Here is a 20,492-nt window from a genome sequence, read left to right as displayed (position 1 = left end):
TGCCGGTCAGCGCCCTCCGGGGGTCATCTGGGTCCTTGGGGCACAGCTGAGCCGCATCGTTGATTCGACGGCTGGCCCGTCCAGGGTTGGCGGGCGTGCTCGCGACGGGGATCGTTGTGCACTTGTTCTCGCACGGGCAGTAGAGCCGAAAGCCGTGGCCCTCGTGGCGAAGGCTCCATCCCAGGGCTACCCACCGCTTGAGGGCCTTGCGCATGTCCTTGTCGGTGTGCTCGGACGGGTCCGCCAGCCTTCCCGCCATCGCCTGCCCCCTCTGCGTAGCCAAGGCCTAGTTGGCTATGTCTTTACGTGCGCCATGGGCGACCAACACCCGGGACTTGCTTACGACAGCCACGCCCACCGGATGCCATGACCGGCACGTACGTGCCCATGGCCGCACGTGTATTGCGCGGTGTGGCCGACACCTACGAGCGCCGCGCCCGGAGTGAGGACGCGGAGGCAGGGACGAGCGCCGACACGGAATAACTCGGGGCCGCTGTCCCACAAGCCTCCACTTGACCGGTAGCGCTTCGGAGTTGGAGGAACATCCCGGCAAGGGGCGGGTGCGGGCACATTGAGGGCACATCGCTTTGGAAGTCGGGGGCAAACGATAACAGCAGCATCAACGTTTCGCAGGTGAATAGCCCTTCAGCTTAGAAGGGTCCAGGTCAGAGATGGACCACCCTGCGGTGGATGGCTGATGTCCAGTAGTTAGAAGCTGACCAACTCGTAAGCGGCTAAACCCGGACAAAAAGCCGTGAAAGTGCTCGGTCGGTAATGAATGTTATCTTATCGTTACTGATCATTTAAGTGCTAAATGCATGTAGGTTCGGCATGGCCTCTGAGCAGTACACTTATGCGCGGTTCCATGTCTCTGACCTGCGAAATCCGGTCGTATGTGTATATACACGACGCGCTAAATGCATGCCAAATCATCGGATCTTTGGCCTCAGATTGAGGTTCCCGCGCGGTCACCGCAGCCCACGTAGCATTGCGATGTGCGCCGCCCCCCCGAGGCTGAACCCTGGCAGGAGTGACCTCGGGCGTGGGCGGCTTCGCAACCCCTACGGCAGAGGAGTCGTGTATGAGTAGCCTACCCCCGCCTTCGCATCCCGTGCTTGTCGCAGTGATTCTTGGCGTCATTGCGATCGTGCTTGCCTTGATCGGTTACACCGCTACCGATATCACGCAGATCATGAGCCAAGTTACGGCTCTCGTCGCCATGTACGTGATCAAGCAGCCTCCGGGAGGGCCGGCGTAGCATCACGAGCGCTGTAGCGTCTAAGCTGCGAGAAAGGGGACGGCAGCTCGTCGCGGCTCAGACCCACACATTGACGTCGAGGGTGGCAGACCCGCCGACCATGCCCCGGAACCGCATGCCCGCCTCACGCGAAAGGGCACATTGAGGGCACATGCCACCCAAAGACGTTATTAAATGTCGACAGGTGATCACAGTATAATCCCAGGTCAGGGCAAAGCGCGCCGACATGTGCGCAGGTCACCAATCTGTCGAATTAGAACCCGGCTTACAGGCCGACTCGTCCGCTTTCCCTGCCCCTGACCTGCGGCGGAGCTCTCCTTCAGGAGGCTTGAAACCCCGAGAGGGCACATCGGGGGCTGCCGCCAGGAGCAGCCGGTCCGGACCACGTACGAGGTCGCGTCCACGATGTCCCGGTGGGGATGCTTCAGACCGACGCTCAATCGTCACCTTGGTCGCCGGTAGCGTGGATCTGGCTCAGACCGAATTGGGAGAGAACCCGATCGACCTCCTCGTCATCGGCGTCTTCGATGTCGATGACGTCGCCCACGTACAGATCAAGATGCCCGAATCTGGGTGCCAGTTCGGCCAGCGTGGTTAGCGGATCCCCCTCGCAGTCCATCTGGCTGATCGTCAGGTCACGGATGGACAGAGACCTGAGCAGAGGAAGGACCGAGGAATCGGCGAGGGCTGAAACCACCTCATACGAGGTGGCATCGAATTCCGCCTCGCTGAGGTCGAGGTTTTCGAGGTTGGGGTACTTGGAGGCCTTGAGCTCGTCGAGCTGCTCAACCGGGCAGAGGCAACCGAAAACGTCACTACCGATTTCAACTTCCAATGACTGCAGGCCGGTAGTCCATCCGAAATCGAAAACTGAGCCGTCGGAGATGACGGGGCCCCGCGCCCGCAGTCGGGTCAGGCCGTCGTGCTTCACGAAGTGAAACAGGAACGCGCCTTCGAGCTCCAGTGTGCGCAGGGCGGGAAGCGAGTCCCACACATCGGCCTGAACAAGTCCTTTGTGATGGTAGTCCAGGGGGTTGATCCGGTTACCCGTCGATCCCTCACTGTCTTCGTAGAGGTATTCGAAGTCGTAGCCGAAGTACATGCGCTCCAGACGGGGGCGTCGCCGGCCGGCAAGTGAGATCGCGGAGTGCTCGGCAGAGCGGTGGTAGTCGGTGAGGTGCAGTTCGAGGGCGCGCAGTCGGTGGGCGGCGGGGTGGGAGAGCAGGACGTCGATCAGTGCGGCTTCCCACTGTTCAGGGTCGGTCAGGTCGACGGTCGCGGTGCGTGGGTGATCTGTCAGGAGCCGTTCCACCAGTTCTCGGCGTTGCGGCTGTGTGTCCTTGGCCAGGCGGAAGCATGCCTCGTCAATGAAGCCGCGGGACCAGGTGAGCCGCCACGAGCCGTCCTCCCGCAGCCCGTCCAGCCCCCACTGCCGCTCCACCTCCGCGTACGCCGCGGCCAGCCGGGCTGGATCCCCATCCCCGATCTCACAGTGGTGCTCCAGCCGGATCGCCTCACCTCGGAGATCACCCGCCCCGGTCAGCAGATCCGCGTAGGCGAGCCACGCTTCCCAGTGATCTGTCTCCGGAACGTCTGCGGCATCGAAAAAGTGCACGTCATTCTCCAGGTCTTGGCGGCAGTGCCCAGACGGATCTGGGTGCGCCATCGTCAACAGCACCATAAATGCGGCCTCCGACATTAGCCCCTCACGACCACCCCCACCGCGATGTTCAGCAGCCGGTTACGCGGTTCCACTACCTCGCGCGAGAACATCCGGGAGTCGACGCTCGAAGGGCTCGACACCACTGCCCGCAAGAGCAGGCAGTGGCTGACCGCCGGTCATCACCGACGACAGATGCGCATCGTGCTCCACCGGAGGGCTCTCGCGAGCCCGTCGAGCAGATCCAGCCCAACCTGCCCATCCCCACCGGCAAGTGCGCCTGGCCGAACTCGTGTTGCGGGGCGCCTCCGTCGAGCACCGGCCCGGCGATGTCACCGTGAACGGCTTCCTCTTCGACATGGCCGGGGTCTTCGAGGACTTCGTCACCGTCGCCCTGCGCGATGCCCTTACGGGCAGCGGTGGCCACTGTGTCCTTCAGACCACCCACCACCTCGACGAACGTCACGCGATCCGGATGGTTCCCGACCTCGTGTGGTACGCCGACGACGGCACCCCGCTCGCCGTGGCCGACGCCAAGTACAAGGCCGGGAAACCCAAGGGCTTCCCGGACGCCGACCTCTACCAGATGCTCGCCTACTGCACCGCGCTCAACCTGCCGGAAGGGCACCTCGTCTACGCCAAGGGGAACGCCCCGCACGCCGCCCACCGCGTCCGGCACGCCCACATCACCATCCACCAGCACGCACTCGAACTCGACCAGTCACCGGCCGGGCTGCTCGCCGAGATGGAAGCCTTGGCTCAGCGGCTCGCCGCCGTCGCACCCGTACGGCGGGTGACCGTCAGCCGAACTCGCCATCCTTGACACCCCTGATGAAGGCGTTCCATCCGCCCGAGGTGAACGTCAGGATCGGTCCGCCGGGGTTCTTGGAGTCCCGTACGGCCTGGCCTCCGTCGGGGAGCACCGCGACCTCGACGCAGTTGTCGCCCGAGCCGGAACGGGAGCTCTTTCGCCAGGTGAGGGGGTAGGTCTGGGGGAGGACCATGATTTCCTCTCAGCTTAGCTGCTTGATCAGATTTTCTCGATGACGCTCGCGCTGTCCAGGGCAGCTGCGTCCGGGGCACGCGCGCATCACCATCCACCAGCACGCACTCGAACTCGACCAGTCACCGGCCGGGCTGCTCGCTGAGATGGAAGCCTTGGCTCAGCGGCTCGCCGCCGTCGCACCCGTACGGCGGGTGACCGTCAGCCGAACTCGCCATCCTTGACACCCCTGATGAAGGCGTTCCATCCGCCCGAGGTGAACGTCAGGATCGGTCCGCCGGGGTTCTTGGAGTCCCGTACGGCCTGGCCTCCACCGGGGCGCGCCGCGACCTCAACACAATTCTGTCCCTCTGCTGAGCTGAGGGAGGCTTTGCGCCAGTTGAGATCTGAATAGGCAATGTCCATGACTTCCGCCCCTACTTAAGGTTTTTGGCCAGATTTTCAATGTACGTCATCGACGCCTCAGCGCTCAGTGCGGATGCGCGGAGATAGCCGTAGCTCTTTCGGTAGTGGGCCACGTCCTCAGGCTTCTCCAGGAAGAGGTCACCGGCCGCGCCGACCTCCACGTAGATGATGCTGGGATCCTCGGATGCCTGGTAGTCGAGGATCGTGAACCCGCCGGTCATCGAGGTGTGCGCGCCGGTCGCGTCTTGGAGGACCTGGATGCCGACGTTCCGGCGTTCGGCCATTCGGCACAGATGGTGGAGTTGGTCGCGCATCACGGCGATGCCGCCAACCTGCTTGCGGAGTGCGGCCTCGTCGATCACTGCCCAGAAGGTCAGCGGGTCCTCACGGTCCAGGATTCGTTGACGGGCCAGGCGTGCCTCGGTCAGGCGCTCGATATCGGCTGTCTTCATCACCTGCCCGCCTTTGAAGACCGCCATGGCGTAGTCGGCGGTTTGGAGCAGGCCGGGGATCAGCATCGCCTCGAAGGTCTGGATCTCTGTGGCCTCCCATTCCAAGCCGACGAGTGCTCCACCCAGGACGCCCTTGAACTCCTCCTCCCACCATCCACGTCGGCGGCTCTCTCGCGCCAGGGCGATGATGGCCTGCCGTCTGGCTACATCCGTCACGCCGTAGACGTCGAGCAGGTCCATGACATCGTTGATGGTCGGGCGGCGCCACTCATCTCGTTCGATTCGGGTCACTTTGCTGGGTTGCCAGCCAAGTCGCCGTGCGGCCTCCTTGGAGTCGAGGCCGGCGCTTTCACGGAACTGGCGTAGAGCGTTGGACAGGCGCCTTCGCCTGACTGTGGGGCTGTATGCCACGTGTCATTCTCTCCTCGTGCATTTCGGGCAATCTGTGCATGGCGCACTTATAGGTATTGCCGAATTTGGATATTGCCATACCGCGGTATTCGAGGCCATCATGAGGCTAGCCTCTCCAGCTACGGACGGTAGGCGTTACGGCACTGAAAGTTGACGTGATGGGCTGCGCTGGGAAGTTTCAGACCGGTTCATCCAGCGGGTGAGCGGCCGGGGCAAGGCACCGGCTCTTCACTCTCACCGCATATGTCGTCGATTGACGTGCTCACGCCTGCTCGACGAGGAGTCGGCAAGGCAGTGGCGAAATGAGTATCGGCGTCCTCGGGCGTGGTGACGCAACCACCCGCCCGAGGACTGGATCAGGAAAACGGAGCCCCCTGACCTATGAAGAACCCTAACCCCGTCCCCCCACCTCCCATAAGGGACGACGAGAACACGAGGGAGGCGTGCTGGGATCTGCCCGCCGATCCCAGAGCGGCCGGCACGGCGCGTCGGCTCGCACGTGAAGCCCTGACCGCCTGGGGCATGTCCGCCCTGGTGGAGGACGTGACCGTGGTCGTGTCGGAGCTGGTGGGCAACGCGCTCGTCCACGGCAGGGCGCCGATCACCCTCTCCCTGCACCGGCACGGGCGGATCGTGCGCGGGGAGGTCACCGACCACGGCGCCATGTGGCCGACCCCGCTCCCGGCCTGTTCTGACGAGGAGCATGGCCGTGGGCTGACGATCGTCGCGGCCTGTGCCGACCGGTGGGGCGTCGAGCCTGCGCAGGAGGGCAAGACCGTATGGTTCGTCTGCGCGGAGTGGAGATCCCGGTGAGCGGCACGCTGTCCGTTCTGGACATGCCCGATGACGTCCGCGTCTGCGCGCGGTGCGGCACCCCTATCGTCACGCTGGCCGCCGCCGTACGCGTGATCTGGGCCGATGTCACAGACGACATGATCCCGGCCGCCGTCATCGAGCGGATCACCGCGCCGGTCGCCGATGTCTGGGTCGATGTGCTGTGCGACCCGTCCTGTCCGCCGGGCGGCCACGAGCCGTACCGGGACTGACCACGATGTCGCCGGGCGGTCGCCTCTCACCGCCCGGTCTCGGGCCTCAGGGTGCCACCGGTGAGGCCGTCGCGTGCCAGCGGCACGGTTACTCAGCTCCGTGATGGTGGTGCGCGCTTTGGGTCAAGGGGTGGGGAGCAGGGGCTCGGCGGCGGTGCGGGTTTCGGGGGTGAAGGGGGTTGGGCGGAGGGTTGTGGGGTCGAGGTTGACGTTCACGCGGCGGCCTTCGGCGTGGACGGTCTGGCCGTCGGGGGACAGGACGCGGAAGCCGTAGACGCCGCTGCTCGTGCCCATGTGCTCCAGCCAGAAGTGCACCAGCGGCTCGCCCACGCCCTTGATCGGCACGTGGTAGGTGATCTGGAACTCGCGGACGGCGAGGAAGACGTCCTTGAAGCGGGACAGGGCCGGGTCGTAGTGCCAGCCGAGCTCGGCCCAGAAGGCGCCGATCGCGCGTTCGACGAGCACGCCGTAACGGGCGTTGTGCAGCAGGCCCATGGCGTCGAGGTCGTCGAAGTGGACCTGGACGGGACGGGTGTGGGACACGGTCAGTCCTCCGGGAGGATCGAGGGATCGGTGGCGAGCGCGCGCAACCGGTCGAGGACGGCTCTGCGGGCGTGGCGGTAGGCGGCGTCGGCGTCGCGCAGCCGGGCGTGGGTCACAGCGGCCTCGCCCAGCGCTTCGATCTCGTACGCGAGCTGCGCAGGGTCGGCGGTCAGCTCCCCGAGGTCGACGGCGTCCTGGACGCGGCGTTCGAGGTAACCGAGCCAGTCGGCCATGGCGGCGGCGACGGCGTCCCTGACCGGGCCGGGGCGGTCGTCGAACTCCACCTGGGCGACGAAGAAGAAGCAGCCACCGGGCAGGACGCCGTCGGTGTAGAAGGCGAGGCGGGCCTCGTGGAGGGCGAACAGCCGCCTGAGGCCCTTGGGGGCGGTGGCCGTCGGGGCGATCACGCGGTCCTGCCAGAGGCGGCGGGCTCGGTCGACGCAGTCGAGCTGGAGCTGCTCCTTGTCGCGCCAGTGAGCGAAGAACCCCGACTTGCTGACGCCGGCGGCCTCGGCCAGGCGTCCCAGGGAGAGCCCGCCGAGCCCGTCGACGGAGGCCAGGGAGACGGCCTGGTCGAGGATCGCTTCACGGCTACGCTGACCGCGCAGCCTCCGTCCGTCCGGCATGGCGAAACGCTAGCACGAAATACGAACGACCGGTCGTTCTTTTTTCGACCCGGCGACCCCATCATCGCCTCGTCGAGGTCCACCGGCGCTCGCAGATCTGGGAGGCGCCGCTGTCGTCCTCGTAGACCTTCGCCAGTGGACACGGCCGCCGCACCGGGCCCTGTTTTCGCCGGTTCCGGAAAGCCGCGCCCGGGAACGGCCGTTCACAAGCCGAGCAGGTAGCCCACGGTGTCCAGGTCGTGGGCCTGGACTTCGCGGCGGTCATGACTCGCGAAGGTGACCTGCGGCCAGTCGGCGAACCGTTCGCGGGTGCCGGGCGGGATGTCGTGCCAGGGGACGACGATCCGCTCCAGATGCGCCAGCTCCTCGCGGCAACGTAGCAGGCCGGAGAAGTCGAATCGGCGGCCCGCGCTGTTCCACAGGTCGAGGGTGGCCAGGCGCGCGACGACCGGGGAGCCGGTCAGCGTCGCGGGGTCCACGAGGGTCTCCCACAGGGCGAGGTGGCGCAGCGCGGGCAGGGGAACTCCGGCGAGCGCGTCGAGCAGGGGCGGCCGGGACGGGTCGGTGCCGTACGCCACCAGCGTGTGCAGCCGGGGCGCTCCGTCGCACAGGAGTTCCGGCACCTCCCAGGCGGCGCACTCCAGCGCCCGCAGGCCCGGGTAGCGCCCGGCCACCGGCGCATCGACGGCGTCGCTCTGCGACACCAGGCACAGGTGGGTGAGGCGGTCGGCGGCGTGGAAGGAGCGCAGGACCGGGTCGAGGCGCGCGGTCCCTCCCCAGGTGCGCACCCGCAGTGACCGCAGCCGGCTCATATGCTCGGTCGCGAGCAGGCCGCGGAGCAGATGGGGGCCCACGAGATCGGCCCGCCACGGCTCGCGTACCGGGTCGAAGCCGAGGCGGCCCGCCGTCATGCCCTTGGCGGTGGCCAGGCCGTCGACGATCGAGACCAGGTCGTCGGCGTCGACGTAGGCGTGCACGGCCGGCCCGTCCGGGACCAGCAGGAACTGGGCGTCCAGCAGGCGGCCGAAGTTCCCGAAGCCGACCTCGGAGCCGACCCGCTCGATGGCCTCCCGCTCCCGGTCGCGTGCCGCCTGGTCGTCCTCCCACAGCCGCGCCGCCTGTGCCTCGATCAGCTCGCCCGTCAGCCCGCCGACCATCGCGGCGAACACGAAGGCGTACCCGGCGTCGTCCACCGGCGTGCTCAGCGCGCTGGGCTGCGCCGCCTGCGGGCGGGGGGAGTAGCCGTCGCCGAGGTAGCCGTCCAGGGCCAGCTCGAAGTGCACCATCGCGACGTCCTCGTCCACCTCGTCGATCAGCACCTCGACCTGGCCGCCGCGCCGCAGGCTGACGCGGGACCCCTGCCGCCGCAGCTCCACGTCGTCGCCGCCCGGCCCGGTCAGCCGCGTCGTCACGTTGGGGGACATCACGAGAGCATTCTGGCACGTGGTGTTATTGACCGCTTTGTAGGGCTTCGAGTCCGCGTTGGCACACCGCTAGCTTTATTTCCGCGCTGCCGGAGTCGGACACGATCACACTGTTCACGATCTGGTCGTGACATGGGGGAGTTCCGTGCTGGCTGCATCCGCCTCGGGCGGCGACGGTGCCGCTTCTGTACCAGGTGAGGGGCTGTGGGGGGAGAACCTCAACGATGCGAGTCTTCACACGCTACAAGCTAGCAAATCCGACCCTTCCGGCGGCACGCATTCAGGGCAATGCTCCTGCCGCCCGCGTGTGCGTCGGCGTTTGGGGTGAGAAATCCTAGAACTGCTTGATAGTGGATGGATTCGCGTCTAAGCGGTATTCGGAATGAGGGGTTCTGGGTCGCGGGGGCGGTGATTTTATTCAGCGTGCCGTCTGTTTTCTCTATCGGTACTCGGGTGCCGCGTCGGCTCTTCGGTGAACGGGTATTCCTCGGGCGCGGTGCTACTCGGTAGCACGTGAATGTCTGGCTCATCGGATTTAAAGGGATATGGGAGAGCCGAGTGGTACCACGGGAAAAACGGGAAACGGGTGCTTTCGCGGCTAGGTTCGCGTGGGCGGTCGCCGTCGCGATGCTGTTCACCGGGGGAGCCGTCGCGCTCTCCGGCTCGGCGCAGGCCGGTACCGGCGCGGGGGCGAGCGTCCACGTCGTCCACGTGTCGCACGATCACCAGCAGCGGCCCGCGGGCGGGGGCGACGACGAGGACGAGGTCATCAGCGTCAAGAAGAGCTGCAAGAAGTGCCCGCCCGGGCCGCCCGGCCCTCCCGGCCCGCGGGGCGCGAACGAGGGGATCGACTCTGCGGTGGCCACGCCGACCCGCGTCGAGGTCCCCGGACCGGTGACGTACGTCGCCCTGGCCCAGCCCAACGGCATCGTGCTGGTCCGGGACCCGACCTCCGTCGGCCCGGCCAACCCGCCGTGGCACGACCTCTCCACCCTGCTCAACTACCCGGTCAACGCCTCCGACGTCACGCTCGCCGCGAACCCACCGGGCAACGTGCTGACCGTCACGGTGCGCACCCGGAACGGCCTCCTGCGCCAGACGACCTGCACGCTGAGCGTGAACGTCTCCTGGCCTGGCAACTGCACCCCGTTCTCCGACGTCACTCCGCCGCTCTAGCCGCACCAGGGCTCACGGAGCGACGGCGCGTGCCGTGCCGCGGGGACCGTCCCGGGCACGGCACCGCCGTTCCCGGGCGCGGACGGCGGCTCAGCCGTTGATGACCACCCCGGGCGGGACCAGCAGGAAGACCTTGTGGGCGATGCGGTCCATGTCGCCCTGGCGGCCGAAGACCAGCCCGGCGGCGAAGTCGACCAGCGGCTTGGCGTCCGCGTCCGACAGGCCGGTCAGGTCCATGACGACCGGCTGCCCTTTGCGGTAGAAGTGCCCGACGTACAGCACCTCGTTGTAGTCCTGCGGGCGTAGCGTCCTGATCGTCGACATGTCCGGCCGGGGAGCCGGATGGGCCGCGGGGGACGCGTGGTCGTCGGCACCGCTGGTGCTCCGGAGGTCTGCCACGTCGCCGACGTTAACACCCGGCGATCTTCTTGGGGAGGGTACGGGGCGGTCCGTCGCGATCGCCCCGTGGCTCACGTGGCCGGATCGGCGGGCGGTTCGTCCCGGACACGCCTGCCGTAGATCTGGCTCGGTTCGTCTCGAACGCGCGTGCCGTGGTTCTCGCTGAGACACCTGGCGATGGCCGACGGCCTCACCCACGCGATCTTCGCCCTGGGTGAGCCCGTCCGCGAGACGGTTCACGACCGCGGGGGCGACGGGCCGCGCCCGCGGGAGGTCAGCGCGCGTCCCAGTCGCTGAGGATGCGGGCCTCCTTGTCCGGCGCGAGGCCGTGCCGCCGCCAGTGGGGCAGCCGTTCCTCCAGGGCGGCGTGGTCGCGGTCCTTCAGCCAGTCCCACGTGTCGCGGACGGTCTCGCTCACCGGGCGGCACCGCAGGCCCGCCGCCTCGGCCTTGCCCGTCATGACGCCCCACACGCCGGCCTCCCCGGCGCCGATCGGCATCCACAGGGGCAGCTCGGTCCACGGCTGGACCTCGTGGTCCGTCAGGAATCGGTCGTCCACCCAGACCAGCTCGGCGTCCGATCCGGTGGCCTCCACGCAGTCGGTCAGCCACCTGCCGAACGTGGTGTTGCCGGCGGGCCCGGTGAGCATGAACCGGTCGCCCGTGCTCTTGACGGCCTGGTCGAGGGTGAACGCCGCGATGTCGCGGGCGTCGATGAGCTGCATCGGCAGCTCAGGGTCACCCGGGGCCACGACCCGGCCTCCCCGGGAGATACGGCGCAGCCACGACGGGAGCCGGCCGACGTTCTCCCACGGCCCGAGGATCAGCCCCGGCTGGAGGATCAGGGCGTTCCCCTCGAAATAGCGCTCGACGGCGCGCTCGCAGCCGGCCTTCAGGATGCCGTAGTCGCCGTCTTCGGGGCCGGCGTCGGGCGAGCACTCCCACAGCGGCGCGGACTCGTCGACGTGCTCGGCCGGCCAGGTGGAGATGGCCGAGACGCTGGAAATGTACGCGTACGTCGCCGCGTGGCCGGACAGGGCGCGGGCGGAGGCGGCGACGACGCGCGGGGTGAATCCGCACACGTCGACGATCGCGTCCCATTCGCGGCCTTCGGCCAGCGCGGCGAGGTCGGCGTCCACCTCGCGGTCGCCGCGCACGGCCGTGACGCCCGGCACGTCCTCACCTGATTTGCCCCGATTGAACGTGGTCACCTCGTAGCCCCGTCGCAGGGCCTCCTCGACGATGGCCCGGCCAAGGAACACCGACCCGCCGATCACCAGAATTCTCATGCGACAACTGTGGTGGCGGACGGTCCGCGCGGCCGAGGGGTTTCACATTGAGCGGATCCGCCCACAGCGGACGCTCGCGCCCGTCACCCGGCGACACTGCCCGCGGGCACCTGGCCGGTCACGCCCGCGGTCTCCGGCCGGTCGCACCGGTGGGCGCCCGGACGGTCACACCCGCGGACGCCCGCCGGTCACCCCGGCGGGCGTGTCGCCGGTCAGCCTCTGGGCGGCGCGGCCCCAGGGGCGGGGAGGCTGACGGCGGCATGGCTCGACACCGGGGTGAAGCCGCCGGGTTCCAGCACGTGCACGCGGGCGGCGCCGATGTCGAAGTACAGGCCCACGAGCTCCAGCCGCCCCTCTGCCTCCAGGCGCGCGACCGCCGGATGGGTGCGCAGGTTGTCGAGCTGCTGGGCGACGTTCACTCGGCACAGGCGGTCGAGCGGCCCCTCGTCCTCGCCGGCGGGATCGGACAGGATGTACCGCGCCAGCGTGTGGTCGCCGTGCCGCAGCCAGCGATTCAGCCCCGGCAGCCCGTCGATCTGCTCTCCGGCGCTGAGCAGGGCCGCCATCGCCCCGCACCCCGAATGCCCGCACACCGTGATGGTCCGGACGTTCAGCGCGGTGGTGGCGTACTCGATCGCCCCGAGCACCGAGTCGTCCGGGGAGGCCGCGCCGTAGCGGGGCACGAGGTTGCCGACGTTGCGCACCGTGAACAGGTCGCCGGGGCCGCTGGCGGTGATCAGGTTGGGCACCACCCGCGAGTCGGCGCACGCGATGAACAGGTGGGACGGATCCTGGGCGCGGGCCATGCGGGTGAGGAACGGCCGCACCAGCGGGGCCGTGCGCCGCTGGAAGTCGTTCGCGCCCGCCAGCAGATCGGGCACCGCATGCTCGGTCCGGGAGGGCACCCACGCCCCCGCGTGCTTGACCGGGATCGCCGACAGCGGGCCGCCGCGCCGGTACGCCCGGGGGAGCCACCACCGGTCCGGCGCCTTCGGCGGCGTCTTCGCCGAGGAGGCCCGGGTGCCCTTCGTGGCGGAGGTGTACCACTCGTCGTGCATCTCGTCGATCGCCACCGTGCCCCCGGCGCGCTCGTGCTCCAGGCGCCAGCCGTGCAGCGCCTCGAACGCGGCGTTGTCCATGAAGTCGACGTTCAGGTCGAGGTCGACCGTGGCCCCGGCCGGGATCGCCCGCAGGCTGTCGGTCAGGCGCGGTACGCCCACGAAGGTCAGCGAGCCGGTCACCACGACGTGCCAGCGGCCGTCCGGCTCCAGGGACACGTGGACCCACACCTTGGTCAGGCGGCGCAGCGCGAACAGCGCGGCCAGGCCGAGGCCCAGCAGCACCCCCTCGGCCAGGCCGACCACGATGACGGCGCCCATCGTGAGTACGTATATCGGCAGCTCACCGTGCCCGTGCAGCCCGCGCATCGTGCCGAGGTTCACCATGCGCACGCCGATGAAGACCAGCAGCGCGGCCAGCGCCTCCAGCGGAATCAGCGTCACCGTCCAGCCGAAGCCGACCGCGAACACGAGCACCCACACGCCGTGCAGGATCGCGGACCAGCGGCTGCGCGCCCCCGCCCGGACGTTCGTGGTCGTGCGGACGACGACCCCCGCGACCGGCAGGCCGCCGAGCGCCCCGGACACCAGGTTCGCGACGCCCTGGCCGGTGAGCTCGCGGTCCAGGTCGGTGCGCGGGCCGTCGTGCAGATGGTCGGCCGCGACCGAGCACAGCAGCGACTCGACCCCGGCGAGCAGCGCCACGAGCAGGACGGCGCCCGCGATGCCGTGCCAGTCGCCGGACGGCAGCACCGGGGTCGCCCACTCGCTGAACCCCTTGGACAGGTCGGCGCGGGCGACGTCCCAGCCGAGCAGCCCGGCGGTCAGCGCCGCGCACGTCAGCGCCGCCAGCGGGGCGGGGATCGCCCGGACCTTCGGCAGCCGCGGCCACAGCAGCAGCACCGCGATGGTCAGCACCCCGGCCGCCACCGCGTGGCTGTGGTTGTCGGCGATCTGCTTCGGCAGCTCCAGGATGTTCTCGATCGCGGAGTTCTGCGGCTGCCCGCCGAGCACCACGTGCAACTGGGACAGGGCGATCACCACGCCCACACCGGCCAGCATGCCGTGGACCACCGCGGGCGAGACGGCGAGCGCCGTCCTCGCCACCTTGAACGCGCCCAGCACGATCTGCAGTACGCCCGCCATCAGGGTGATCATGCAGGTGGCGCGCCAGCCGTACGTGCGCACGAGCTCCGCCATCACCAGCGCGAGCCCGGCCGCCGGTCCGCTCACCTGGACCACAGAACCGCCGAGGGCGCCCGCCACCAGGCCGCCGACCACGGCGGCGACCAGGCCCGCGACGAGCGGGGCCCCGGACGTCACGGCGATGCCGAGCGAGAGCGGCACCGCCACGAGGAACACCACCAGCGAGGCGGGAAGGTCGTGCCGGAGCACGGAGATGAGACGCTCGGTCGTCGTTCGGCTACTTTGCGTGTCCCCGGTCATGAGCCGACCATACGTCGCGACGGCCGATTGATTAAGCCTTTGCCGGGCGCGTTTTACAAGTGCCGGTGGAATTCTGGGTGATCAGCGGTAATAGTCCGGATAGTCGGTGTCGGCCGGGCGGTGGTGACCGCCCTGGGACGGGGACGCCTTCGACTGCGTCGGCTGCTCCTCGCCGTTGCCGTAGAGCTCGCCGTAGGACGGCCAGCTTCCGCCGGTGTTCTCGCGCGGCGGCGCCCAGGACGACGACACCGCGGCCGACCCGGTGGAGGAGCCCGCGCCGTACCCGCCGTAGCCCTGACCGCCGGACGGCCGCTCGTCGCCCCGGCCGCCGCCCGGCAGGTCCCGCGCGGCGGGCGTCTCGTACGCCGACGCGGCGCGTGAGGGCGCGGGGCCGGTCGCCGTGTCGGAGTCGTCGATGGTCGCCCAGCCGGGACGCACCTCGTACGACGGCGCCGTCGGCGCCGACGGCGTGGCCGCCGGGTAGGCGGGGTCGGGCGTGTAGGTCTCGCCGCGGGCGGCGTACCCGTCGTAGGAGGGCAGCTGGTAGTCCGCCGTGCTCCACTTCTCGTTGGAGGACGAGGACGGCGCGGCGGGAATGCCCGCCGCGGGGGTCGCCGGCCCGTCGAGGATGTCGTAGGAGCCGGTGGCCTGGTAGGCGGGCTGCGATGGCCAGGAGCCGCCCGCCGGGGCGGCCGTTCCGGTGCTCAGAGGGTCGGCCTGGCCGCTGTACGACGGGGAGGCGGGAAACGGGCCGGCCGGGTCGGCGCTCGCCGGGCGCGGGGTGTCGTACGAGCCCGTCGAGGAGCGGCCCGGGTCGAAACCGCCGGAGCCACCCGTCCCGGAACGCCGCCGGGCGCCGTCGGAGGACGAGCCCGAGGGCTGGCGCCGTGACCCGGAACCGCCGGACGCCGGGGAGCCCGGCAGGGGCCCACTCGTCAGCGGGTCGTTGCCGAGGGCCCCCGCGCCGAACTGGCCGCTGGACATGGGGCCGGTGGTGAGCGGGTTCCCGGCGTCGGGGCGCCCGGCCGCAGGACGCCCGGATTCCGGGCGGGAAGAGCCGGAACGGCCGGGCTCGGCGGCCCTTCCGGAGCCGGTGCGCCGGGAGTCGGTCCTGCGCGAATCGGGCGTGCGCCCGGGCGCGGGGGTGCGGCCGGAGTCGCCGGACTCGCCGCGGCGGCGGGGCTTCGGACGTACCGCGTCGTTGACGCCCAGCGGGTCGGCCGGGTCGGGGCGCGAGCCGCGGCCGGTGCGCGCCGGCGGCTGCGCGGCGGCGGAAGGCTGTGCGGCGGGTGGCTGCGGAGTGCCGAGCGCGCCCAGAACGTCGGCGGCGGACGCCGCGGCCGCGGGGGCCTGCGGGACGGGTGCGGGGAAGGTCGCGGTGCGCTCGGATGCGGCGGCGGAAGCGGCCGGAGCCGGGGAGGCGGGGGTGGTGGTGCGCCGCGCGTCCCCCTGACCGGCGAGGCCGGCCGGCCGGGGCGGGAGCGGGGCCTGGATGGTGGCCGCGTTCGCGTCCACCTCGTCGCCGCTCTTCGCGGCGTCCTTCGCGGGCGCCGCCTTGGCGGCCGGGGAGGTGGAGGACGGAGAGGCGAGGTCGGGGCGGCTCGCTCCCATGCGCGCGGCGATGGTGCCGCCGAAGGCGCCGTCGTCCGCACGGACGCGCGTCCAGTAGTCGTCGTCGTAGTCGTCGGCGTCGCCCCACTCGTCCACGCCGCGACGGCCGCGCGAGGAGGCGTTCTGCTTGCCGCGCGGCGCCGAACGTCCCCCGGGCCGGCCGGCGGGACGCGTCCCCGGCTTGCCGTTGCCCGGACGCAGCCGGGCCGTCGCGCGTTCGGGCTCCTGGAAGGCGTCGAAGCCCTCGGGGAAGCTCTCGAAGAAGGTCTCCTCGGCGGGCCGCCCCGGGCGTTTGGCGTTCGGATCCTCGGCCTGCTCGGCCATCTTGCGCAGCCGCTCTGGGGGCAGATTGCTTTCCCGGCGGTTCATCGACCGCATGCCGATCGCCACGACCATAAGCACAAGCAGCACGACGGCGACGAGGCCGACAATGACCGCGATAATCATCGCACCACCTTCATGGCCATGGCCTTCCAGTGGCGCTGGTGAGATCGCGCGGCCATCGACGCGACCTGCCCCCTTTGACCACCTGCGCTCAAGGATTGCACCTGATTCTGTCCGACCACTATGACCGTTGTCACACCCTACGAGAAGATCCGGTATCGACAATCACCCGGGGTACGCACCGCATCACTCGATGTGAGACGCCGTGAGGCGTCCCCGCGAGATGGTGTGCTGCGCGATCAGCTCCAACGTCTCCCGCAGGCCGGTGGCCTTCTTGGGGTCGAGCTTCGCGTCGAGCGCGTAGACGCTGAAACGGTAGATGTCGTCACGGCGGCACGGGGGCGAATAGCCCGGCTTGCCGCTCGACGTCATCCCTTCCACGGCGCCCCTCGGGACACTGTTCGGCGCCAGTTCGGGGGTGAGCGGGTCGATGTTGTACACCACCCAGTGCACCTCCGCCGTTCCCTGCGCGTTGTTGGCGTCGACCACCAGGGCGATCGACTTGGTCTGCTTCTGGATCACGCCGGACCACCTCAGCGGCGGATTCCCGACCTTTCCGGCGCATGAGTAGTCGGCCGGGAGAGGAGCCCCGTCGCGGATCCTCGGGCTGGAGACGCTGAGCCCGTCGAGCGACCCGTCGGTCGGTGAACCGCCGCCCACGATGCCGCAGCCCGACGCCGCGGCGACGATGGCCGCGATCACGAGCACACGCCTGTCGCGTCCCCTGCGCCCGACGCGCACGGAATTTCTCGGCTGCCCCATGCCCGCTGATGCTACGCGGATCTGAGGAGTGCGCTGACCCCATCGCCCGAATGGACGTCCACGGCGACCGGTCGAATCGGCCACAATCGATGCATGGACGGGGCGACGGCGGGCGCGCGGACCGGCTATGCCGTGCTCGGCCCGCTGGAGGTGCGCCACGACGGCGTCCGGGTGCGCATCGGGGGAAGACGGCTGCGCGCCCTACTGGCATTGCTGCTGCTCACCCCCGGACGGACGGTCCCGTTCGACACGCTCGTCGCCGGGGTCTGGCCCGCCGATCCGCCGAGCGGCGTCGGCAACGCGTTGCAGGCGCTGGTGTCACGGTTGCGGGGATCGCTCGGGCGCGACTCGGTCGTCGCCGAGACCGCGGGATACCGTCTGGCGATATCGGCGGATCAGGTGGACACGCACCGCTTCGCCCGCCTCGCCGCCGCCGGCCGGGCCGCCCTCGCGCGCGGAGACGCCGGGGAGGCGGCGCGGCTGTTCGGGGACGCGCTGGCGCTCTGGCGCGGACCCGCCCTCGCCGACCTCGCCGGATGCGAGGCGGCGGGCGCCGAGATCGTCCGGCTCGACATGCTGCGCCTGTCCGCCACCGAGGACCACGTCGACGCCCGGCTTCTGCTCGGGCGCCACGAGGAGGTGGTCGGCGCGCTGGTGCCGCTGATCGCCGCCCATCCGCTGAGGGAACGGCTGCGCGGGCAGCTCATGCGCGCGCTGTACTCCTCGGGGCGTCAGGTGGAGGCGCTGGCCGCCTACGAGGCCGCGCGGGCCGCCTTCGCCGAGGAACTCGGCGTCGACCCCTCGCCCGAACTGTCGGACCTGCATCTGTCCATGCTCCGCGGCTCGGACGGCGGCACGAATGGGACCGCCCGTGGACCGGCCGTCGCCGCGGCGGGTGCCCGCGGGCCCGGGGCCAAGACGGGCGAGACCGCGCCCGTGGCCGCAGCCGCCCTTGGCGGCCTGTCCGGCGCGCTTGAGAACAACGCGGCGCGCGAGCACGACACAGCGCCCTACAACGCGGCGCCCGAGTACGACAGGGCGGTCCAGAACAACGCGGCGCCGGAGAACAGGAAGGGCAATCTGCGCGCCCGGCTGACCAGCTTCGTCGGCAGAGAGGACGACGTCGAGCACGCCGGGGAGCTGCTCGCGCGCCACCGGCTCGTCACCCTGCTCGGCCCCGGTGGCGCGGGTAAGACCCGGCTGGCCGTCGAATCGGGCGAGACCTTGGCGGGACGGATGCCCGACGGCGTGTGGCTGGCCGAGCTGGCGCCGGTGAGCGACCCCGGCGGGGTGCCGCAGGCCGTCCTCGCCGCGCTCGGCATGCGCGACGGCGCCCGCGCGTCCGTGCGGACGCCAGGAGTGGTGACCCCGGAACCGGTGGACCCGGCCGGGCGGCTGGTGGCGGGGCTCGCCGGGCGGCGGGAGCTCATCATCCTCGACAACTGCGAGCACCTCGTAGAGGCCGCCGCGTCGCTGGCCGAGAGAGTTCTGTCCGAATGCCCGGGAATTCGCATCCTCGCCACCAGCCGCGAGCCGCTCGGCGTCCCCGGCGAGCTCGTGTGGCCGGTGCGGCCGCTCGGCCAGGCGCACGCGCGGAGCCTGTTCGCCGACCGCGCCGCGACGGCCAGGCCGGGCTACCGCGTCGAGGACGAGGAGGACGCCGTCGCGCGCATCTGCCGTGAGCTGGACGGCATGCCGCTCGCCATCGAACTGGCCGCCGCCCGGCTGCGCACCCTGACCGCCCGGCAGATCGCCGACAGGCTCGACGACCGCTTCCGGCTGCTCACCGGCGGCAGCCGCACGGCCTTGCCCCGCCATCAGACCCTGCGCGCGGTGGTCGAGTGGAGCTGGGACCTTCTGGACGAGCGGGAGCGGCTGCTCGCGGCGAGGTTCGCCGTCTTCGCGGGCGGCGCGACGCTGGAGGCGGTCGAGCGGGTGTGCTCGGACGAACGGCTGCCGGCCGAGGAGGTGCTGGACGTCCTCGGCCGGCTCGTCGACAAGTCGCTGGTCGTCCACGAGAACGCGCGGTACCGGATGCTGGAGACGATCCGGGCGTACGCCGCGGATCGCCTCGAGGAGTCGGGGGAACGGCACGCCGTCGCGCTCACGCACGCCCGGTTCCTCACCGGGCTGGCCGAGCTGGCGGAACCGGAGCTGCGCCGGGGCGGGCAGGTCGAGTGGCTCGCCGTGCTGGCCGCCGAGCACGTCAACCTGACGGCCGCGCTGCGCTTCGCCCTCGCCACTGCGGACCTCGACCTCGGCCTGCGCCTGGTCGGCGCCCTCGGCTGGTACTGGTTCCTGGCCGGCCGCCGCTCCGAGGGCGCGCAGCGCGCCGCCGAGGTGCTGGCCCTCGCCTCCGGCGCCCGTCGCGAACCCGATGAGCGCCCCCACAGGCTGGCGGTGGCGCTGACGGTGCACGGCATTCTGCTGGCCGGAGGGACGAACTCCTGGCAGGAGGCCAAGGACGTCCTGGAACGGGCGGTGGCCCTCGCGCGGGCGCGGGTGCCGCGCCCGTGGCATCCGATGATCTCGCTGGCCGAGCCCATGCTCTGGCTCTTCGTCGACGGGGACCCCGACCCGGACGCCTTCATGCCCGAGCTCTTCGACGACCCCGACCCGTGGGTCGTGGCGTCGGGGCATCTGCTGCGCGCGCAGGTGCACTACAACGCGGGCCGCATCGCCGAGGGAGAGGACGACGCGCGCGCGGCCATCGAGCGGTTCCGCGCCGTGGGCGACCGGTGGGGCGTCAGCGCGGCCATGGGCTCCCTCGGGGAGGCCAGCACGCTGCGCGGCGACAACGCGACGACCATCGCGGTCATCAAAGAGGCGCTCGCGCTGTCCGGCGAGATCGGCGCCGTCGAGGACACGACGTTCATGCGCATCCGGCTGGCCACGGCCCTCAGCGCGTCCGGTGACCGGGCCGGCGCCGAGGCCGCGCTCGACGAGGCGATGGAGATCTGCCGGGCCACCGGCGACCGCATGGCGGAGTCCGGAGTCCAGAGTGTGCGCGCCGACCTCGCGCGCGAGGAAGGCGACTACGCGCTGGCCCGCCGGCTCTACGACGAGGCGCGGCGGCTCGCCGTCGACCCGCTGATGCCGCTGCCCACGCCCTACCGCGCCGTCCTGTGCGCGTCGATGGGGATGCTCGCCGAGCAGGAGGGCGACCTGCGGGCGGCCCGCGACGCGCACGCCGAGGCCCTGCGGCTCGTGCGGACCACCCATGACGGCCCCGCCGTCGGGCTGGTGTTCATCGCCGTGGCGGGCCTGCTCGTCCGCGAGGGGGACGCCGGCCGGGCGGCGACGCTGCTCGGCGCCGCCGCGCGCGTCCGCAGAATCGACGCGGTGATCGGGTACGACCACGTGCGCATCACCGACGCGACGATCGCCGCGCTCGGCCGGGAGGAGTACTCCCGCCGCCACGCGCACGGCCGCATGATGACCGACCACGAGACCCTCGCCCTCGCCGAGACCTGACCACCG

General features: G+C 70.4%; 17 protein-coding genes. 5 read left to right on the top strand and 12 right to left on the bottom strand.

Going from position 1 to position 20,492, the window contains the following annotated elements; all coding sequences use genetic code 11:
- Window positions 1–1,694 precede the first annotated feature (1,694 nt).
- Window positions 1,695–2,939, bottom strand: a complete 1,245-nt coding sequence (locus tag AB0H21_RS02610; RefSeq protein WP_358510503.1) for a hypothetical protein — start codon at window positions 2,937–2,939, stop codon at window positions 1,695–1,697.
- 253 nt (window positions 2,940–3,192) lie between these two features.
- On the opposite strand from AB0H21_RS02610, the gene AB0H21_RS02605 reads away from it, so the two are divergent.
- Entirely contained in the window at window positions 3,193–3,741 is a 549-nt protein-coding gene (locus AB0H21_RS02605) for a hypothetical protein (protein ID WP_358510500.1), read from the top strand.
- Here the strand turns inward: AB0H21_RS02605 and AB0H21_RS02600 are convergent.
- From AB0H21_RS02600 to AB0H21_RS02590, 3 genes are all read right to left on the bottom strand, one after another.
- Window positions 3,719–3,922 (bottom strand): DUF397 domain-containing protein, encoded by a 204-nt coding sequence (locus AB0H21_RS02600; protein ID WP_358510497.1) that lies wholly within the window; start codon window positions 3,920–3,922, stop codon window positions 3,719–3,721. The two genes, AB0H21_RS02605 and AB0H21_RS02600, sit on opposite strands and share 23 nt — an antisense overlap.
- Before the next feature lie 200 nt (window positions 3,923–4,122).
- Window positions 4,123–4,326 (bottom strand): DUF397 domain-containing protein, encoded by a 204-nt coding sequence (locus AB0H21_RS02595; RefSeq protein ID WP_358510494.1) that lies wholly within the window; start codon window positions 4,324–4,326, stop codon window positions 4,123–4,125.
- An 11-nt stretch (window positions 4,327–4,337) separates the two neighbouring features.
- A complete protein-coding gene (locus AB0H21_RS02590) occupies window positions 4,338–5,189 on the bottom strand; it encodes a helix-turn-helix transcriptional regulator (RefSeq protein WP_358510491.1) in 852 nt (283 codons plus the stop codon).
- Between the two features lie 381 nt (window positions 5,190–5,570).
- Between AB0H21_RS02590 and AB0H21_RS02585 the strand changes: the two genes are divergently transcribed.
- Both AB0H21_RS02585 and AB0H21_RS02580 read left to right on the top strand, forming a co-directional pair.
- Window positions 5,571–6,002: an ATP-binding protein gene (locus AB0H21_RS02585; RefSeq protein ID WP_358510488.1), complete on the top strand. Its 432-nt coding sequence runs from the start codon at window positions 5,571–5,573 to the stop codon at window positions 6,000–6,002.
- Window positions 5,999–6,235, top strand: a complete 237-nt coding sequence (locus AB0H21_RS02580) for a hypothetical protein (protein WP_358510485.1) — start codon at window positions 5,999–6,001, stop codon at window positions 6,233–6,235. Before AB0H21_RS02585 ends, AB0H21_RS02580 begins: the two co-directional genes overlap by 4 nt.
- A gap of 123 nt (window positions 6,236–6,358) precedes the next feature.
- On the opposite strand, the gene AB0H21_RS02575 is transcribed toward AB0H21_RS02580, so the two are convergent.
- The 3 genes from AB0H21_RS02575 to AB0H21_RS02565 all read right to left on the bottom strand — a co-directional run bounded on the left by AB0H21_RS02575 (window position 6,359) and on the right by AB0H21_RS02565 (window position 8,828).
- Window positions 6,359–6,778, bottom strand: coding sequence for a thioesterase family protein (locus AB0H21_RS02575; RefSeq protein WP_358510482.1), 420 nt, complete (start codon window positions 6,776–6,778; stop codon window positions 6,359–6,361).
- Between the two features lie 2 nt (window positions 6,779–6,780).
- Window positions 6,781–7,404 (bottom strand): TetR/AcrR family transcriptional regulator, encoded by a 624-nt coding sequence (locus tag AB0H21_RS02570; RefSeq protein WP_358510479.1) that lies wholly within the window; start codon window positions 7,402–7,404, stop codon window positions 6,781–6,783.
- 203 nt (window positions 7,405–7,607) lie between these two features.
- Complete coding sequence (locus AB0H21_RS02565; protein WP_358510477.1) at window positions 7,608–8,828, bottom strand: hypothetical protein; 1,221 nt, start codon at window positions 8,826–8,828, stop codon at window positions 7,608–7,610.
- A gap of 558 nt (window positions 8,829–9,386) precedes the next feature.
- Here AB0H21_RS02565 and AB0H21_RS02560 point away from each other — a divergent pair.
- Window positions 9,387–10,004 carry a hypothetical protein gene (locus tag AB0H21_RS02560; RefSeq protein WP_358510475.1) on the top strand — a complete coding sequence of 206 codons (618 nt, stop codon included), beginning with the start codon at window positions 9,387–9,389 and terminating at the stop codon, window positions 10,002–10,004.
- A 90-nt stretch (window positions 10,005–10,094) separates the two neighbouring features.
- On the opposite strand, the gene AB0H21_RS02555 is transcribed toward AB0H21_RS02560, so the two are convergent.
- The 5 genes from AB0H21_RS02555 to AB0H21_RS02535 form a co-directional block, all read right to left on the bottom strand.
- Window positions 10,095–10,403 (bottom strand): cell division protein SepF, encoded by a 309-nt coding sequence (locus AB0H21_RS02555; RefSeq protein ID WP_358510472.1) that lies wholly within the window; start codon window positions 10,401–10,403, stop codon window positions 10,095–10,097.
- A gap of 274 nt (window positions 10,404–10,677) precedes the next feature.
- Complete coding sequence (locus AB0H21_RS02550; protein WP_358510469.1) at window positions 10,678–11,691, bottom strand: NAD-dependent epimerase/dehydratase family protein; 1,014 nt, start codon at window positions 11,689–11,691, stop codon at window positions 10,678–10,680.
- A 212-nt stretch (window positions 11,692–11,903) separates the two neighbouring features.
- Window positions 11,904–14,195 carry a SulP family inorganic anion transporter gene (locus AB0H21_RS02545; protein ID WP_358510466.1) on the bottom strand — a complete coding sequence of 764 codons (2,292 nt, stop codon included), beginning with the start codon at window positions 14,193–14,195 and terminating at the stop codon, window positions 11,904–11,906.
- An 81-nt stretch (window positions 14,196–14,276) separates the two neighbouring features.
- Window positions 14,277–16,253 (bottom strand): hypothetical protein, encoded by a 1,977-nt coding sequence (locus AB0H21_RS02540; protein WP_358510463.1) that lies wholly within the window; start codon window positions 16,251–16,253, stop codon window positions 14,277–14,279.
- Window positions 16,254–16,436: 183 nt separating this feature from the next.
- Entirely contained in the window at window positions 16,437–17,012 is a 576-nt protein-coding gene (locus tag AB0H21_RS02535) for a YbhB/YbcL family Raf kinase inhibitor-like protein (protein ID WP_358510460.1), read from the bottom strand.
- A gap of 93 nt (window positions 17,013–17,105) precedes the next feature.
- Here AB0H21_RS02535 and AB0H21_RS02530 point away from each other — a divergent pair, with 93 nt between their 5' ends.
- Entirely contained in the window at window positions 17,106–20,486 is a 3,381-nt protein-coding gene (locus tag AB0H21_RS02530) for a BTAD domain-containing putative transcriptional regulator (RefSeq protein ID WP_358510457.1), read from the top strand.
- Window positions 20,487–20,492: the final 6 nt, after the last annotated feature.

The organism is Sphaerisporangium sp. NPDC051011, assembly GCF_040653595.1.
GTDB lineage: Bacteria > Actinomycetota > Actinomycetes > Streptosporangiales > Streptosporangiaceae > Sphaerisporangium.
Note: the sequence above shows the minus strand (reverse complement) of the source record. Positions and strands in the feature narration are given on the sequence as shown.

What these genes read in the sequence shown, in the direction of transcription:
- AB0H21_RS02595 (WP_358510494.1), bottom strand. Translation starts at nt 4,326, where the DNA reads ATGGACATTGCCTATTCAGATCTCAACTGGCGCAAAGCCTCCCTCAGC.
- AB0H21_RS02600 (WP_358510497.1), bottom strand. Translation starts at nt 3,922, where the DNA reads ATGGTCCTCCCCCAGACCTACCCCCTCACCTGGCGAAAGAGCTCCCGT.
- AB0H21_RS02610 (WP_358510503.1), bottom strand. Translation starts at nt 2,939, where the DNA reads ATGGTGCTGTTGACGATGGCGCACCCAGATCCGTCTGGGCACTGCCGC.
- AB0H21_RS02585 (WP_358510488.1), top strand. Translation starts at nt 5,571, where the DNA reads ATGAAGAACCCTAACCCCGTCCCCCCACCTCCCATAAGGGACGACGAG.
- AB0H21_RS02540 (WP_358510463.1), bottom strand. Translation starts at nt 16,253, where the DNA reads ATGATTATCGCGGTCATTGTCGGCCTCGTCGCCGTCGTGCTGCTTGTG.
- AB0H21_RS02530 (WP_358510457.1), top strand. Translation starts at nt 17,106, where the DNA reads ATGGACGGGGCGACGGCGGGCGCGCGGACCGGCTATGCCGTGCTCGGC.
- AB0H21_RS02535 (WP_358510460.1), bottom strand. Translation starts at nt 17,012, where the DNA reads ATGGGGCAGCCGAGAAATTCCGTGCGCGTCGGGCGCAGGGGACGCGAC.
- AB0H21_RS02565 (WP_358510477.1), bottom strand. Translation starts at nt 8,828, where the DNA reads ATGTCCCCCAACGTGACGACGCGGCTGACCGGGCCGGGCGGCGACGAC.
- AB0H21_RS02550 (WP_358510469.1), bottom strand. Translation starts at nt 11,691, where the DNA reads ATGAGAATTCTGGTGATCGGCGGGTCGGTGTTCCTTGGCCGGGCCATC.
- AB0H21_RS02545 (WP_358510466.1), bottom strand. Translation starts at nt 14,195, where the DNA reads ATGACCGGGGACACGCAAAGTAGCCGAACGACGACCGAGCGTCTCATC.
- AB0H21_RS02570 (WP_358510479.1), bottom strand. Translation starts at nt 7,404, where the DNA reads ATGCCGGACGGACGGAGGCTGCGCGGTCAGCGTAGCCGTGAAGCGATC.